This is a genomic window from Bhargavaea massiliensis, assembly GCF_018390575.1.
In the GTDB taxonomy this organism is placed as follows: Bacteria; Bacillota; Bacilli; order Bacillales_A; family Planococcaceae; genus Bhargavaea; species Bhargavaea massiliensis.
In genome coordinates this window covers 105,596-122,648 of sequence record NZ_JAHBCJ010000001.1, presented here as the reverse complement: position 1 = coordinate 122,648, position 17,053 = coordinate 105,596, and the positions used below count along the sequence as shown (strand labels likewise).

Here is a 17,053-nt window from a genome sequence, read left to right as displayed (position 1 = left end):
AATATCCCCTTAAAGATGCAAGTAATCTTGCGTGAGAGTTTTTCTGATTTCATCCATGAGGCCACGCCTTACCTTTAATCCGGAGTATGCCTTTTCAATAGAGACTAACTGCTTGATTACATTGATATCTAAATTGTATTCATCACACAGCAACTCAAGATCAGAGATCTGATCCTTTTCAAATATTGGCTTCTCAACGACATCCCAATCTTCTTCATAGCCCATAACTTCAGAATAAATGGATGGTAGAGAGTCTTCCCAGTCGCCATTTTTTAACCAGATTTTCCGTATCTCAATTAATTCCTCTTTCTTGATTAATTCAAAATGAGGGTCATCAGGATGTTGAACTTCTTTTTGAACTTTAAGGAGATTATTGAGTATTTCTTTTCTGGCTTCGAATGTGTAAGGACCTAAGCCTAACTGAGCATACTTAGTCAGCTCTTCACCGTCTAACCCTTCTTCTTTATAAGTAACGAGAAGCTTGTGATCACCCGCAGCACTTAAGTCAATATTATTTGCGTTAAGATAAGAATTTAACTCCGTGCGTTTAATAATTGAGTATTCTTCAAGTTTAATTAGATCTTTTCTTCGACTACCTTTTTTAGGAACGACTACATAATCAGTCCCATCGATTTCTTCAACCTTTACTTCATTAAAGTATACTTGGCCATGCATTCGATATTTCATTCGTCTCGTACGGTCGTCTCGAATACCTGTTAGCCAATTTCTAAAATCAAGCAATGGCTTCAGCCAATCGTGGCCATTTTGAATAAATCCGTTCAGCGCTTTGTCTTCGTTTACTACAGTGCAGACCCAGCAACCGAAGCGGCTGTTCCCGCAAGATCCTGCCTGGTCTTTAGTGGCTTTATCAATTACTAACGGACATTCACCGCTATTAGAGTCTTGGTATAAACTATATAGTTCATAATTATCATCGCCCCAAGGGGAAGGGTAGTTCAATAAGTAATCCCAGACATCATCAACGCTAAAATAGCGAATAGGAGCGTAAACGTAGGCATTAGCAAGAGTGGTATGTTTCATGAAAAGTTTACCAGAGATCGTGTGTGAACGAATCGTATTGCCCCTACTAACACTTTCATCTTCGCGGACACCTAGAATCATAATGACTTCTCCGAAATCAGAAACTTTATCAAGAACGAATTGGTTTGCAGGGTCGATCTTTAACCTATCTGTACACCATCGGAATTGCTGATTTGGACTTGGATAACCACGTCCAATAATGTTCACCCAAAAGGATTGATCGATCTTTGGTTTAACTTTGTGAGTCTCCAAGGGCAATCCGCGTTTTAGTGCTTCATCTTGAATTCGTCTTAGGGTTTGATTAATAGAATTGATAATTAAAGGAGTTTCAACCAAAGTATCCGAAGAGATGACATATACCTTTTTGTGCAGCTCATTTTTCGGTAAGTCGCATAAAGCATCAAAAATTAATTGGACAACAACCGTGGAATCTTTTCCTCCACTGTAACCCACAATCCAGGGGCGAGAGTCTTCCTTATAAGCTTTTTGGATTTCTTCAATAGCATTTCTTGCGAGTTCATTTTGTTTAGTCAGCATATTGCTGATGATCCCTTTACTCACGTGAGGCACCTCCAGGGAAAAACTTTTCTTCGAGAGCAATTTCATTATTAGACAGTGGAACGTTTAATAATTGTTTCATTCTGATTGTTGTAAGTAGGACAGTATTATTGTTCTTTTGAATTCGACCTGTATTATTAAATGCTCTATCTAACCAATCAGAGGTATTTGTTCTGCTCCAATCAAGTTTCTCGAGCTTTTCAACATACTTCTTCCAATCTTTGGGGTATCTTTGTTTTAAATCATTTCCCAATACACCTAGAGCTTCGATAAATACTCCGTGCCCGTTAATATAGTGGGTCCTTAAATCCCGAGGAGACAACTCTTTTGCTAAAACCATTTTCCATTCGGGGATGGCTTTGCATACTGAGATCCAAAAATCCTTTGCAAACTGTTCCTCTTCCGGTTGGAAAGATTCTCCTTTGGACTTTCCTAGTAATTTTAAATTGGCATTAAAAATATGATTGAGCGCAAAGACTTTGGGAGAATTTTTGGAAAGAGAAACCTTTTCTGTGTCGGTGTATCTCTGCAAAAGTGGTATGGAAGATACAATGTCTTTTGTAAGCATAGCAATTTCATCGCGGTGGTCATATAAGATCCCTATAGATGAAGTCGTATTAACAGCATGACGATTTAAATCAGAAAACATTTGCTGTGCATGCTTAAGGTCAACGTCCTTATAAAAGACGACTGATATAGATTCATCAGATAATTCTGGTGCAATCTTTAGTGCCTCTTCAATCGCAGCTCTACGGTGTTGCCCATCATTAATAAGGAAGCGAGCATCCATAGATATTTTCAGCTGACCAATGTCATGAGAAGGGCTACTTTGATAGGGCTCGAAAATTGCTTCCCCATCAATTGATGCAGTTATAGATGAGAATACATAATCCTCTTTGTTTTCTACAATATAGTTAGTAAGTTCAGGTATTCTAGCTTTGTTCAAAATCCGTTGTGCACGAAACTGGGCAGGTATTTCCTCTTCGTTAAACAAAAATAACCTTGGAATTAAACGAAGCGGGCACATTACAACATAATATTCCTTGCCGGCTTGCTTACCTCTAAGAGCTGGAAAGCTATAACAAAAGCTTGTATCCATATGTAAACACCTCTTAATACGTACGTAATATGTGGTTTGTGTTGATTATATCATGCTGATTTACGGTAAAAAAGCATAAACGTTTATTAAATGTAAAAGAAATTAATAGCCTATGTTAGGATACTAATAAGTGAGTTTACAGATAAATCTAATGATGGAGTGAGGCTTAATAAAATGGTTAATAGTAATAAACTTTTCTCTTTTCTCCAAGGGGAAGCTCCAGAAGCGGCTGTTGCTGCTACACAAATGGAGAACTACATTTATTCAGATCCAGCAGCGGCCGGAGGAAAGGCTAGAACAGCAGCAGAATTCATTCTGAAGCGTGTTTTTGAGATAGAGAAGATCGAAGATGCCGTTAAACCAACACTTAGTGAAATGATCTATTATCTTACTCGACATGAATACATTAAAAGAGACATTCAAATGGCATTGGACCATATCCGTAGGATGGGGAATAAAGCAATTCATGACAATAGGGGGCTAATTCTTGAGGGATTACATCTTCATAGAGACCTTTATAAAGTTGCGAAATGGTTCTATGAGACATATGTTACTCATGCCAATCCTGTGCCCGAATATAGGGAGCCAATGCCTGTCAAAGAAGATCCAATTAGAATTGATTTAGAAGAGATTTTAAGTGCATTAGAAGAGAGACAGAAACAAAAAGATATGGGTGAACCTAGAAAGAAAGATATCATAGCCGACACTGCCGATACTTTGACTCATGGCAGAACAGATATTGAAGAGACTCCACCATTAATGGCGGTAGAGGCAGAAGCTAATACTGAAACAAACTATGAAGAGGAGCAGTCAGATCAAAGCTCGGGCCAAAACAACTATACTTTGCGTGAGCTCATCTCTAGGCTAAAGGATTCTTCAAAAGAGGCTATAGAAAATGCAAATGGTTTAAGTGAATTTAAGAAGTATCTCCATGTTGATCGGGATATTCAAAAAGAACTAATACATTATATAAAGTCTGAAATTCCACCCAAACTAATTCTATTGAGTGGTGGGGTAGGAGACGGGAAATCGCATTTACTCGCATACTTAAAAAGTACATATCCTGAATATATGGATAAGTACTATATTCACAATGATGCAACAGAAAGTTTTTTGCCTGAAATGAATGCCCTTCAAACATTAGAAAATGTACTTCAATCATATAAGGGCCGGGCTATAAATACTTCCGAACATACCATTGTTGCAATCAATCTCGGTGTTTTGCATAACTTCATCGACAGCGCTAACAGCAAAGAATTTGATGCCTTAAACCAATTCGTTTTGGAGAGTAAAGTATTTGAAGATCATGTAGTACCTAAATATGAGAGTGAAGACGGCAGACTAGTTTTATTTAATCTTTCAGATACTCGTCCATACGAACTAACCCCTGAGGGTCCCTCATCAAGTTTCTACAAAGCAATATTTAAAAAGATTTTTAATCCCGAGACTACAAACCCATTCTTTGCAGCATACCAAGATGATCTCACTCAGAATAAGAGGACTATAATTCATCAGAACTTTGAGTTTCTGCAAAATGGACTAGTTCAAGACCGAATTATTAATTTGGTCATACAAGCAATTGTAAAGGATAAACTTGTTGTCTCAACTCGTACTTTTTTAAATTTCATTGCAGATATCATTATTGGCAGTGAAGATGAGGAAATGGATAATATCACACCGAACCTTCTCTTCAATAGTGAGGAACGCTCCGACTTGTTAAATTCAATAGGAAAATTCGATCCTTTAAACAGACGTACCGAACTGGTCGACCAGCTGCATTTAGATCTAAAAGTTAGTAACGAGTGGGAACATGTAATAGAAAAAGTTATAGGGAAAAATGTGGGGAGTCAATGGTTAGATTTAAGTTACCATGAAGGGGATATGCTTGAGGTTACTTTTAATAAGTATTTCACTACATTAATTCGTACTGCTTTTTTAATGAATAAAGATTTCTCTAAATTAGACACAGAAGACTCACTGGCAGATCCGATTTTTAATAGGTTTATGGTAACGCTGTACCATTTTAATATAGGGGATAGGAAGAGAGTTAAAGAGTTTTATAATGAATTTAAAAACTTGATGTTTAAATGGAAAGGGCAGCCTAAAAAAGGATTTATCCTAATTAACGAACCTGATGATCCTTTTAAGCTTGCACAACAATTCACTCCTAATCCAATTATTGAGCCATATAAAATTCCTCAGCAGACTCGAGACCGATTAACTTATTTCAAAGACAATATTATAGTGGTCTACTCTCAAGAACAGAATTCTTACTCAACAATCACTAGATTAGAAATAGACTACACTCTTTATGAATTGCTTTATAAAGTTTCAAGAGGTTATCGACCAACTGTAGCAGACGAAGAGATTGCAGTAAACTTTATGGAATTCATGGACCGTATGATGAATTACGGGAATAGAGAAAATGAAATATTAATTGATTTTACAGAGAAAAGTAAAATGTATAAATTACGACATGATAGTTTTGGAGACTTTATTTTTGAGAGGGAATGAAGATGAGTCAAATATTAGATATATCAACTTTGGAAAGGCTTTACCAAAAGAATCATTCGCGGGGCAAGATTGCTGAGGTACTGCCGTTTACAACTCATAACAAATATTCAAATGCACACTGGACACAAATGATTGGTGAACTCGTTCAGTTAATAACAGATATTAAAATCAACTACGACAAAATTCCTGCAGCTGAATTTGAGACTAACTATAATGACTTAAGCTTATTCATTGCACAACAAATTGACTATGAAGACGAAGATGCTTTGGAGGATTTAGCAACCTTCATTGATCGATATTTGTTTAATGGAACGGAAATAAAAACGGTTCATCCGTTTTTGTTCAATTTTATTGCCAGTCAAAAAAGTAAAAACGAGGAAGCGAAATACGCTAGCTTTGTTTTAGATGTATTTTATGATGAAAATAGTGGGCTTAAGGATTTCTTTACAAATAAAAAAACAACTGACGTTCTAAATGAGACAATTCTAAAGGCACTTGATGACCAAATCGTAGGTAATAGAAAAAAGAAGAATCGTGAGTTTGATCGACTACTTGGGAACATGGCAGATTTGTATAATGAAGATTTAAAATATCTAATGAAAAAAACAAAGTATTTTAATGAAGTATTTCCTCTATTTACTCATTACTATCTATTTTCCTACTGTTGTCAGGTGATATATAGATTCGGCGAGTATGAAAACGCTAAATACAAAGAAATTATACCCTTTTACTATTCCTTAGAATGGGAATCACTTCGTGGAAGCAGGCAGGCAGCAACCGGAGCTAACAGCTATAAAATTATACAAGATAGAGCAAAGTCACTTTTTCCTAATATGCACGCTCAATTCCAATTAAGCCATATAGCTCTTAATGAGCAGTTAACTGAAGATCTCCGCTATTTTGTCGCTTTCCCTGAACTGCATAAGGTATTGGAAGAGAAGGGTCTAAAAGATCAATTCCTGTTAGAAGCAAATACTTGGATAGAGAGATACTGCGAAATTTGGGGATTAGAAGTTCCTCAAACACCTCAAAGTCTTGAAGGGAATCATGGAGTTTATAGAGTATTAGCTTCTTGTATTAGTCAAGGAATGAACCAGACTGCCATTCAAAAATATTCGAAAAACATTGAAAGTCTTGGGAAAGGAACATTTTTAAAATCCAGGGGTAGTTTAGGGTATGTTTTCAATTTGTCGCATGAAATGGTCATGCTTTTAATTACGGTATGTGTGAAAGACGAACGAATCCCATTAAAAAGTCTTTATGAAAAGCTTGAGGCGAGAGGAATTGCTTTGGATTATAGCTCTAAAAGGGAACTTGTGAAAATGCTAGAATCTCATAACCTTTTAGACAAAAAAAGTGATAGTGGGGATGCTCAATATGTCAAACCAATACTATAACTATTTGGCTGATTTAATATATGGATATATGGAAGAGGAACTAATACCCGGAGACCGTTATTTCCTAAGGTTTGAACGGGAGGCCGAGATTAAGGATATGATTGAAGCTATCTCTTCCATGGAACAATCTAGAGTCTTTACTTTTCCACTAAAAGATGGTTCAGTCTATGAAACCACCTGTATAGATGTCAATGGAATTAAGTTAATAATTGCAAGTACAATTGGGGGCGTGACACCAGATTTCTTGGTAACGTTAAGGAACCTGGTAGGCGAACAAACAGGTGAGTTGTGGGAGAATACAGCCCTATTAAGCTTTTTGGTTGGTCAGTTAGATTCTATAGAGGGGGGCAGCCGGAACCTAGAGTTAGAAGGGTTGCCGCTTCATCCCAGATCGATCTTCGCTTCTCTTGAAGTCGAAATTAAGAACTCATCACTTCAGGCTTTCGAGAAAATCATTCTAAACAACAGTTTAGAAGTACTGGTGAAAGAAAACGAAATTCAAAGAGTCACATTTCTAGACTTTTTACCCCTGTTTGATGTGTTGAAAAAAGAATCTATTGACGATCAAGATTATAAAAAGTTCGGCCTGTTTAAGGATAGTGAATTAGATACGTATACCGGTAAAAGTCAAAGTACCAGGTTAGATGAAAATCGGAATTTTTTTAATAGAGTTAAAGAGGCGCATGAATATGGTCAGAACGAAGAGGCACTGCAAAACTTTTTCTCATCCAAAGGATCCTCAGAGCTTCTAAAGGACGATTGGTCTGCAATACCGTTCTCTGATGTTGCAAAATATCGAGAGGATTTCTTAAAAACAACAAAAAATAAACGAGCCCTTTACCAATCTTTTAGTACAAAGGAACAGCTGACAGTCTGGGATCGGCCTCAAACGGAAACAGCAGCAGGAAAAAGGACTAGACATATTCTTATTTTTAATCCTGAGAAGCTGGAAGAGATAAACTTCGAAGCTTCTTTTGATCTTCAAGGAGATATAAAATTCCGGAACCAATTTTTAGACAGAAAGTCCAAAGGCGTTGTTAATGCTTCTTCTAATAAGCTAAAGGGAAGCATCTCTAAAGCTGATCAGTTCCAATACTTAAGAATTCGTTATAAACACGATGATATGGCGGCATTAGGGGCTACATTATTTATTTTAGTATTGCCAATCCAGCCTGCTATCTTAGAACATGTCAAATCTAAATTCTTAATTAACTCTAAAACCCCAAATCAAGGCGCTTTAGTATTCGACTATGATGAGAAAGTATTAGTTGGCGCTGGAGATTCCTATAGCTCCAGGGAATGCGCGATAAAGGAAAATGAGCAGAATATCTCTGTTACAGAGAGTGATTTAATTGAGTTAGTACCTACAGTCGACGAACTACCGGATGATGGGAGATTAGTTACCTACATTGATTGTGAATCCGTTAAAATCCCACTGATATTTGAGAACGCAAACGATAGATCTGTACCTGTTAAAGGGTTTAAATTATGGCATGACATTAGGGAGAGCCAAACTGATGCTAAGTGGGATACGGGCAACGATCGAATTATATTCGGCCATCAGGAATATTACCTTGACCCTGAATATAAAACATACTGGTTATGGGAGAAGCATTGGTTAGATCAATTGCCGATCATGCATGCCAAGAGAGAGGGCGAAGATCTACTTAGAATAGATCTGGAAATTGGAGAAGATTTAAGAGAGGCATATAGCAGGTTTACGACTATTTTTGCTAAAAAAAATAATCAGAATAACGTGGTTGTTATCCCTAGTTTAACTGCTGTAGATGATGAATATCGCAAGCGGGGAGAGGAATACATTCAAGCTTACATTGGCGAGATCTCCGCTGTCGATAATAATAATATTTCCGGAAAGAAAAGAAGTGACCTCTTTAAACTTGGAACGATCATTTCGAATGATGGATTGATTTTCACCCCCTTCCATCCGCTTATGGTGGCGTTTAAGTTAGAGTTATATGATCAACTCAAACAAGACCAAGTCGATCGGCCAATTCTTAAAAGACTAACTCCAGAGTCACTAATTCCTTTTGTGTATTTTCCTAATGAGGGAGAAAATCAGCTGCTTAAATCTAGCTATACACATTCGGTTATGGAATGGTTATTCTTTGAACCTACAGAACACATTAGTGTGTCAGATGCAGGTCTTTATTTGGCTAAAGTAGTTTCTGATAAGTTGACACAGTTTAAAAAACATTTTGCATCGCTATTCATGGATCATTCAAAAGCGCCTTACAGAATAAACGTTATTGAAATTGAAAATGACGAGGAAGTTCTTAAGGGCCTAGTTAATTGGATGCTGTTAGAGCTGCGAGATAATGGGCTTGCATCGCTGCCTTACATGGAAGTAACGCTCTATCGAAGTGTTAGATTAGAATCAGCTTTTGACTTGTTCTCAAGGATGTCTGGAGCAAAAGAGATCGGGGACTATCTAGATGTTAAGTTTATAAAGGTGGACCAATACGACGAAGATGATATAGCAAGGCTGATTCAAGAGAGAATTAGTTACTTTAAAAAAGATAAGAGTGAGCCCTACAAATACGCACACGTTGCATTCTATAAAATGGACCCATCAAGCCATTTCGCAATACAGTCTAGCCAAGCAATGAATACTGGAATTGCATTGGAAGGCCTGTCAGCAGCTGTTCCGTCTATGTATGACCATGATAGTGGAGTTTATAAGAGTGGATTTGGATTAAAGGGCTATGATAGTAATCAGCTGAATTTGCTGCTAAATTTAACTGTCAGATTTAATGAGTTGGCAGCAAATTTAAGAAATGGTGGAAATGACACATATAGAGGTAATGAAGTCATTCTTTCTACTTCAAATACAATAGATAAAGAACAACTATCTGATGTACTGAAAACTGCACATTGGGTAACCCTAGTTGATCCAATAGTGGACCTGGACTTTTTTGATTTAATCAATGAAGCAGTCGTTATTCATTACAGTGATCAATACTCATCCTCTAGCCGTTTTGATGCGATTACTTTAACCAGTAGATCTAATCAATATTACAAAGTAATCAATGATTTCTTGAAAGAAAAGAATATTAAGGGTACTGAGCAAAAGGTAAGAGATGCGGTAAAAGCTTTTAATACATTTAATGGTGAGTGGTTGCTTCGTATTATAGGAAGCAAGGGGCATTATGATCGAGAAAAGCTTAGCATCATATCAGGAATCAAATACACTTTAGCATACTATAACCATGAAAATATTTTATGGGTCCCTATATCCTTAGAGGAGATCTTGAGGATAGCAGGGGCTGTGGGACTGAGCCAGACAGATGGTGTATTTAGTGCAAGGAATCTGGGGCTTAGCGGTGCACACAGTGACGACTTGTTACTGCTTGGCTTGGAGGTTAAAGATGAAGAGTACTACTTGCACTTCTATCCAGTGGAGGTCAAGATCGGCATTAATTCTTCGACTGTCATTGACAAGGCGACTACGCAAGTACTGAGCACCTATAAAGGGATTATGGAAGCTTTTGAAGGTGATGCATTCAAGGATAAATTTTATAAGAACTTCTTTATAGAATTACTGATGTCTGGTGCCCGAAGAATAGAAAATAGTCAATTATGGCCGGAAAAAGATTACAGTATAACAGATGAGATTAAAAAACATTTACTAAGAAATGAAATTACAATAGGGAAACATCTACTTCGTTATATTGGCAAGGGCGCTGTTTTGTCTTTTAAAAAGGAGCAAGCTTACCGTAGCGTAGAATTCTCAGGAGAAGTAATGCAAATTACTCTAACTGAAGAGGACGGTTATTATGGTGTTGTTCGAACAATAGATGAATTAATCACTTGGATTAACAGTGGGACTGGCGATTTCAGAAGAGAATCGCTTTTATCTCAGCAATACCTTGTAAGTGAGAAATACCACGGACTTGCTGAGAAGTGCGAAGAAAATAATAAACAGAAAACTCAGCAACACGAAGGGCGCTACCACGAGACTCAATCTCAGACAAGCACTCCAGAAGCTATGAAAAATGTCCCGTTAGATTCAAAACTACCGAATGATAAAGAAACAAAACAAAATGAGGATGATCCTGGTTCAGAAGCTAATTGGACTTTACCAGTAAATAATGAGATGCCTGAGATACATGGGAATGTGGAGAAACAAGATTCAGCTAAAGAGGAGCAGATCCCTCTCAATGCAATTGCAGACTTGGCCCAGAAGCGAGTAAAAATAGGTAAAGCTAATCATTCAAATCGAGAGATATATTGGGAGTTTGGTCATCCGCAGTTAGCCAACCGTCATCTTTTGATTTCTGGTGGGTCTGGCCAAGGTAAGACTTACTTTATGCAATGTCTATTGCTGGAACAATCAAAGCTTGGGTTGTCTAACATTGTGATTGACTACACGGAGGGCTTCTTGCCAAATCAATTAGAATCTGAATTCCAAGAGTTTCTCGGCGATAAGCTTAAACACAGACTAGTAGTTACAGAAAAGCTACCCCTTAATCCTTTTAGAAAGAGCGTTAGAGATGTTGGAGGATTTGAAATACCTGAAAGCAATACCGATGTAGCAGAACGAGTGAAAAGTGTATTCTCTGCCGTCTATAAAAACCTAGGGATTCAACAGCAAAATGCAATATATGAAGCAGTGCTGGAAGGGTTAGAAACATATGGCGATGGCATGAGTTTTGAAAAATTAAAGTCACTGCTGGACAGTGCTGGTTCAGGTCCTGCGAGAACTGCACTTTCGACTATTAGACCGTTGATTGATCGAAATGTATTTGACTTTGATTCTAAAATGGAATGGGATGAAATACTTAGTAAGCAAGGCGAGATATATGTAATACAGTTAACATCATTTAATAGAGATGTTCAATTGATTATTACAGAGTTCATCCTGTGGGATCTTTGGAATTACTCTGTTCAAAAGGGAAGCAAAGATAGACCAATGCCTGTGTTGATGGATGAAGCTCAAAACTTAGATTTTGGCCGTAATTCACCATCAGGTAGAATCCTAACAGAGGGCCGGAAATTCGGATGGTCTGCTTGGTATGCCACACAATTTCTTAAATCCCAGCTTGACGCAGACGAGCTCTCCAGGCTTCAGAATGCAGCTCAGAAGATCTACTTCAAGCCGCCAGAACAGGAGCTTTCGAATATTGCATCCGCTTTGTCAAAGGATGCGAGTGAAAAGAAGGATTGGGAATATCGGCTTTCGAATCTCAAAAAGGGACAATGTGTAGTCCATAGTCCAATTTTAAAGGACAACGGAGATCTTTCGGAATCTGTCCCAATTATTGTCGATATCGCACCGTTATCTGAAAGAATATAAAAATAGACTTGCGTCCATTTGATGTTGGTCGCAAGTCTATTTTTAATGTTTTATATAATTGAAAACCTAAAATCTTCAACAGAAGTTCGATCAGCATTAATACGTCCCAAAATCTCCAACCCAATTTCAATATAGCGAATCATATATTTAGGTATTTCGCTATCAGTTATTGCTTTTTGGTGTTTTTGGATGATTAAGTGTTTAAACAGAAGCAGACTTTCATTGCTAAAGATGGTCCATCTAAATTCCCATTCTCTCTTATACCCAGTATCCGTAGAAGGGTCTATAACAGGTCCTTCAGCAATTCCTTTGGCTAATGCAATTTCGAGTACTTGTTTTCGATCAAACTCCAAAGCAGCACGAAGGTTTTCGAGAATTTCTTTGTGATATAAACTTAGTTTTTCAGAACCAGATATCATTTTACTCCTCCGATTAAATTGAAATAGCCATCCCTAATTACGGTATACTTTTTAGTTTGATCATAATCTAGGAGATACTCCCGGGCAGTATATTGTTTCATCGTATTAATATAGTCATTGGTAATTTCAGTGTCGGTAGACAAGATAATAACTTGTTGACTAAGGTTGCTGTAGTAATGATTGATTAGCTGACTGCGGTGATGACTATCCAAACGTCCAAGCGGAGTATCAATTACAACAGGAAGATCCAAATTTGAAGTCTTAATCAAAGCCCAAATTAAAGCGGAGGAAATCATTTGCATTTCACCGGCTGAACGGTCTTGAATACTAATTTCCTGCATTTTATCGTTGTACAGACGGATGGAATAGGATTCGATGTCGAACTCAATCTTTCCGAACTCATCTTGTTTTCGGAACAAAGTTTTCAGCATAGATGAGAATTCCGCCTGAATCGTTTGGGCTTTTAGTTTTGTGTCTTCTCGTATGAATTCTTTTAAAGCTTCGATGGTTGCAGTAACTTGGTCCAATTGTTTCTTTAGTAATTCAAAATCACCAACACGATTTAAATCTAATCTGGAGATCTGATTTCGTAATTGTGTCTTTTTGCTATCTAGCTCGTTTGTTTTCTTTACCAAAGCCCTTTGACGTAAGCTCAGTTCTCCTTCTTCACTACTCAAATTGCTAATCTTGTTGTCTATGCCTCCGGTAGATTGTACTTCAGGAGCATTTTCTAATTCTTTCATAATGCGTTGATTTTCAAGTTTCGAGGAAGCGATTTGATTACGCAATGCAGAGAAATTACCTTTGTCATAACTAGTAATACTCATCAAGGTGTTGTAGTCATTTCTAGTTAAGTCGTGAAGTTCAGTTAGCTCCTCTACGTGTTCTTTTGAATCTGATTTATCCAACCAAATCTCCTCTCCAAGCCGAACAATCTGAGCCATTTGCTCATTTGAAAGGGGAGGGTTTATTTCTTTGTTTAATAATGTATCTATGAATTTTCTATAGGGCTTAAGAGATTGCTCCTTTAAAATCTTAAATTCCCTATGGTCTTTTTCATTTTTGAGTGCTGATTTTAGTTGTTTAATTTGTTCGCTCAAAATAATGTTTATTACGTTTTTTCCATAGTCATTAGATAACTTATTTGTTACTTGTTTTATATTTTCTTCATTTCGTATTAATTTTTTTACAATCTCTTCTCGAGATTGAGAATTGGAGAGGAGGATCTGCTGTCTTTGATTTGATAATTTCTCCTTTTCATCTCTTACACGACCGATTTTTTTTCTTAAAACAGTTAGTTTCTTATCATTCTTTTCAAGAATATCTTCAACTTCACTTAATTCTTCAATCAACTTACCGGCTTTTTGGCTCTTTAATGCTGTTGAAAGTTCCCGATCTATTTGACGATGTGCTTCATATAGGTCATCTAACAATTGGTCATATACATGCATCCCCGTAATTTTGTGGATAGAATCTCGCATTTCGTTGCTGCTTTGTCTTAGAATTACTTCTTTAACTTCTTCGCCATCAAAGATGAAGAATGGTGAAGCGTGAAATGGCATAATTCGATCGATAAGCTGATTATAGGCATCAGTATCTTCGACCTTGCGCTTTTTTACTCGTGAGGAACCTGCTGGTTTGATAAATAAGTCTCTCTCGAAATGCGTCATTACCTTTTGATTATTAAAATACCACTTAACCTGTAATTGCCATTCTTCTTTGTTGTCAGTTTCTAAGAAAAGAGACACTGAGCAAGTTTTTCCGCCCTCGGCATAGAATGTGTTATTCAACACGTTTGCAAACTTCTTTTTATATTGTTCGTCACTAATATCTCTGTTTCCATAAAGAACATCTTGTATTGCGTTTATAATAGTGGTTTTGCCTGCTCCGTTAAGTCCTCCAATGAGGATGATATTTTTTATAGGGCCTTCTTGATCAGAAGATTGAGGAATAGAGAAATTAATTTCTTGTACTCCGTAGTACGTTTTATAGTTTTGAAAAACTAACTTTTTAAACAGCATTTTACTTCTCCTCGTTGTTGTAGTAACTAATTAATTTCCTATATTCAAGTGTGCGTTCTTTTTTTGATTTGTTTTCATAAGAGTTTTTTGATGCTTCTTTAAGTAACTGTTTCATAAGTTCAGCTGGAACTTTATTCTTTTTGCAAATTGAATGTAATAGGAAAACTTCGCGATCCCTTAGCCTTACCATGTAGATTCCTCTCCAATTCTTTAGGGTACATAATTTAATTCCTTCTAATATACTCTATTTTATCTTAATGACTTAAAATATTGAATACAAGATGTCCAAGTAAAAGCGGCTCTCGATTCGAAGGGCTGCTTTTCGTATTCGTTAAGGCTGAATGCTCTTGTCATCATTTTTAAGGCAATGTTCATTCTCAAGAACTTAGAACCGCCGGGCATCCCTCTGCTTCAACCTCCTCGTCACCGAATAGTTGATAATAGTGAGTCCGCTCCGGCTTTCCCTCTTCCTTCACAGATCCGTTGGCTCCGAATCGGATTTTCTCCTGTGAAAGTTCCTGCACTTTGTTCCCGGCCTGATCTACATAAAAGGCTCTTAACCGGTAAGACCCCGAGTTTTCTTTGCTCACCCAGCCGAAGTCAATCGGGGAGGACGTATCGATAATCCCGTCATCAGGGACTCGGTACACGATTTCATTGCCTTCGATTCTCAGGGGCGGGGCGCCTTCCACCTCATAGTTGATCAGGACGCATCCTTCGAAGCCCATCGGCAGCAGGAAGGTCTCGTTAACTCCCGGTTCGCTGTCGATTGCCGATAAATAGAGCACGGAGGCTATAAATAGAACGGATACAATCATGCCTGCCCGCTTTGTCAGGCTTCCTTTTCGGTCGTTCCAAAGCCCGATGAACAAGACGTAGAAGAGGAACCCCAATACCGCCAGCGCCACACCATAAAATTCGATTCCGAAGATGGTCTTCGTGAGATAGCAGAAAAGCAGGGTCACGGCGAACCCCGACAGCAACGTGAGTACGTCGGGGTTCCGGAACTTATGAAGAAGCTGACGGACAACAAAACCGATTCCTGCGCTGGCTAGCACTATTAGCGCGACTTGGTACAGCATGGTTATATACAAATGAGCCCCTCCCGCTCCGTACGTCATTTTCCTGTCCTAACCATTTGATAACGTTAGGGCATCGTGGTTGGTTCCCATTCCAAAGCCCGAAAGCCCCCGGAATCCTAAGAGATCCGGGGGCTTGATGCTTCGGTATTTAATTATTCTTACTTGGCCGTCGCGGTTTCCTCCCCGGCCACTTCTTTCGTCGCTTTTGCGATGCCGATTCCCGTGTAGCCGAGGATGATCGCGAAGATGAAGCCGGTATAGCAGAGGATGGCCCACGGCGCGTAGCTGAAGGTGGAGACGCCGAGGGTGCCGGCCATAAAGACGCCTGCGGACGACCAGGGGATCAGCGGCACGACGACAGTGCCGGAGTCTTCAAGGGTCCTGGAGAGGTTCTTGGCGGCGAGGCCTTTGACCTTGTAGGTGTCTTTGTAGATTTCCCCCGGGACGATGATGGACAGGTAGGAGTTGCCGGTCACCAGTGCCATCGTGATGCACGAAAGGACGGTCGACAGGATCAGGTCCCCTGTGCGTTTGACGATTTTCATGAGGGCGTCGATGATGACTTCGAGCGCGCCCATCTTCGTCAGGATGCCTGCGAAGATAAAGGCGGCGAAGGCGATCAGGACGACGCCGGTCATGGACTGCATGCCGCCCTGGTTGACGAGGCGGGTGACCTCGAAGATGACGCCGGCCGGGTCGAATCCGTCCCGTTCAACCATCTCCACGGTGAATCCCGAAACGGTCGAAGCGAAGATGTTCGATGCGCTGACGCCCTGGACCAGCCAGGCAAGGACCGCTGCCACGATCGACGACAGGATGATGACCGGGAGGGTCGGGTACTTCTTGATCGAGCCGAAAAGGACGATGGCCGGCGGCAGCAGGAGAAGCCAGCTGAATGTGAACATCTCTTGGAGCTGCGCCAGCATGGTGATCATCGTCTCCGGTGTGCCGGCGTTGCCGGTGTCCAGATTGAATCCGGCGATCAGGTAGATGATCATCGCGATGAGAGCTGCAGGGATGGTCGTCCAGAGCATGTGCCTGATGTGTTCGTACAGTTCGCTACCCGCGGCGATCGGCGCGAGGTTGGTCGTGTCGGACAGCGGGGACAGCTTGTCCCCGAAGTAGGCGCCGGACACGATGGCCCCTGCGGTTGCGGCGAGGTTCGCGTCGAGTCCGGTGGCGATGCCCATAAGCGCCACGCCGACCGTTCCGGCGGAGCCCCAGGAGGTTCCGGTGACAATCGAGATCAGGGCGGAGACGATAAAGGCGATCACGATCAGGTAGGTCGGGTTGATGATTTCAATGCCGTAGTAGATGAGCATCGGGATGGTTCCGGCGATCATCCACGTCCCGATCAGGATGCCGATCGAGATGAGGATGAGGATCGATGGCATCGCCTGGCGGATCTTGTCCTGGATGCCTTCCATCATCTCATCCCATTTCAGGCCGACGCGGAGGGCCATGAGCCCGGCGTACAGGGATGCCAGGATCAGAAGCGGCTCAGGCGGGAACTTAAAGACGCCGTAGCCGATGGCGAGCAACAGCAGCATCACGACAATCGGGGAAAAAGCTTCAAACAGATTCGGTTTTCGAGCGGTCATCGGGTGC

The 17,053-nt window shown here is 39.7% G+C and carries 9 protein-coding genes; 3 read left to right on the top strand and 6 right to left on the bottom strand.

What is annotated here, in order from left to right:
* Positions 1–9: 9 nt before the first annotated feature.
* Both dndC and dndB read right to left on the bottom strand, forming a co-directional pair.
* Positions 10–1,602, bottom strand: a complete 1,593-nt coding sequence (gene dndC, locus KHA84_RS00595; RefSeq protein ID WP_213421294.1) for a DNA phosphorothioation system sulfurtransferase DndC — start codon at positions 1,600–1,602, stop codon at positions 10–12.
* Positions 1,595–2,698 carry a DNA sulfur modification protein DndB gene (dndB, locus tag KHA84_RS00590; protein ID WP_213421292.1) on the bottom strand — a complete coding sequence of 368 codons (1,104 nt, stop codon included), beginning with the start codon at positions 2,696–2,698 and terminating at the stop codon, positions 1,595–1,597. Before dndB ends, dndC begins: the two co-directional genes overlap by 8 nt.
* 174 nt (positions 2,699–2,872) lie before the next feature.
* On the opposite strand from dndB, the gene dptF reads away from it, so the two are divergent.
* The 3 genes from dptF to dptH are packed head-to-tail and all read left to right on the top strand — an operon-like array spanning position 2,873 to position 11,923.
* Complete coding sequence (gene dptF, locus KHA84_RS00585; protein WP_213421290.1) at positions 2,873–5,212, top strand: DNA phosphorothioation-dependent restriction protein DptF; 2,340 nt, start codon at positions 2,873–2,875, stop codon at positions 5,210–5,212.
* Positions 5,213–5,214: 2 nt separating this feature from the next.
* A complete protein-coding gene (gene dptG, locus KHA84_RS00580) occupies positions 5,215–6,609 on the top strand; it encodes a DNA phosphorothioation-dependent restriction protein DptG (protein WP_213421288.1) in 1,395 nt (464 codons plus the stop codon).
* Positions 6,590–11,923 carry a DNA phosphorothioation-dependent restriction protein DptH gene (gene dptH, locus KHA84_RS15325; RefSeq protein ID WP_236823039.1) on the top strand — a complete coding sequence of 1,778 codons (5,334 nt, stop codon included), beginning with the start codon at positions 6,590–6,592 and terminating at the stop codon, positions 11,921–11,923. Before dptG ends, dptH begins: the two co-directional genes overlap by 20 nt.
* A 50-nt stretch (positions 11,924–11,973) precedes the next feature.
* Here dptH and KHA84_RS00570 read toward each other — a convergent pair whose 3' ends face one another.
* The 4 genes from KHA84_RS00570 to nhaC form a co-directional block, all read right to left on the bottom strand.
* A complete protein-coding gene (locus KHA84_RS00570; RefSeq protein ID WP_213421280.1) occupies positions 11,974–12,342 on the bottom strand; it encodes a DndE family protein in 369 nt (122 codons plus the stop codon).
* Positions 12,339–14,363 (bottom strand): DNA sulfur modification protein DndD, encoded by a 2,025-nt coding sequence (dndD, locus tag KHA84_RS00565; RefSeq protein ID WP_213421278.1) that lies wholly within the window; start codon positions 14,361–14,363, stop codon positions 12,339–12,341. Before dndD ends, KHA84_RS00570 begins: the two co-directional genes overlap by 4 nt.
* A 377-nt stretch (positions 14,364–14,740) precedes the next feature.
* Positions 14,741–15,457 carry a DUF6843 domain-containing protein gene (locus KHA84_RS00560; protein ID WP_213421276.1) on the bottom strand — a complete coding sequence of 239 codons (717 nt, stop codon included), beginning with the start codon at positions 15,455–15,457 and terminating at the stop codon, positions 14,741–14,743.
* A gap of 146 nt (positions 15,458–15,603) precedes the next feature.
* Entirely contained in the window at positions 15,604–17,046 is a 1,443-nt protein-coding gene (gene nhaC / locus KHA84_RS00555) for a Na+/H+ antiporter NhaC (protein ID WP_213421274.1), read from the bottom strand.
* Positions 17,047–17,053: the final 7 nt, after the last annotated feature.

What these genes read in the sequence shown, in the direction of transcription:
- dndD (WP_213421278.1), bottom strand. Translation starts at nt 14,363, where the DNA reads ATGCTGTTTAAAAAGTTAGTTTTTCAAAACTATAAAACGTACTACGGA.
- nhaC (WP_213421274.1), bottom strand. Translation starts at nt 17,046, where the DNA reads ATGACCGCTCGAAAACCGAATCTGTTTGAAGCTTTTTCCCCGATTGTC.
- KHA84_RS00570 (WP_213421280.1), bottom strand. Translation starts at nt 12,342, where the DNA reads ATGATATCTGGTTCTGAAAAACTAAGTTTATATCACAAAGAAATTCTC.
- dndB (WP_213421292.1), bottom strand. Translation starts at nt 2,698, where the DNA reads ATGGATACAAGCTTTTGTTATAGCTTTCCAGCTCTTAGAGGTAAGCAA.
- dptF (WP_213421290.1), top strand. Translation starts at nt 2,873, where the DNA reads ATGGTTAATAGTAATAAACTTTTCTCTTTTCTCCAAGGGGAAGCTCCA.
- dptH (WP_236823039.1), top strand. Translation starts at nt 6,590, where the DNA reads ATGTCAAACCAATACTATAACTATTTGGCTGATTTAATATATGGATAT.
- dptG (WP_213421288.1), top strand. Translation starts at nt 5,215, where the DNA reads ATGAGTCAAATATTAGATATATCAACTTTGGAAAGGCTTTACCAAAAG.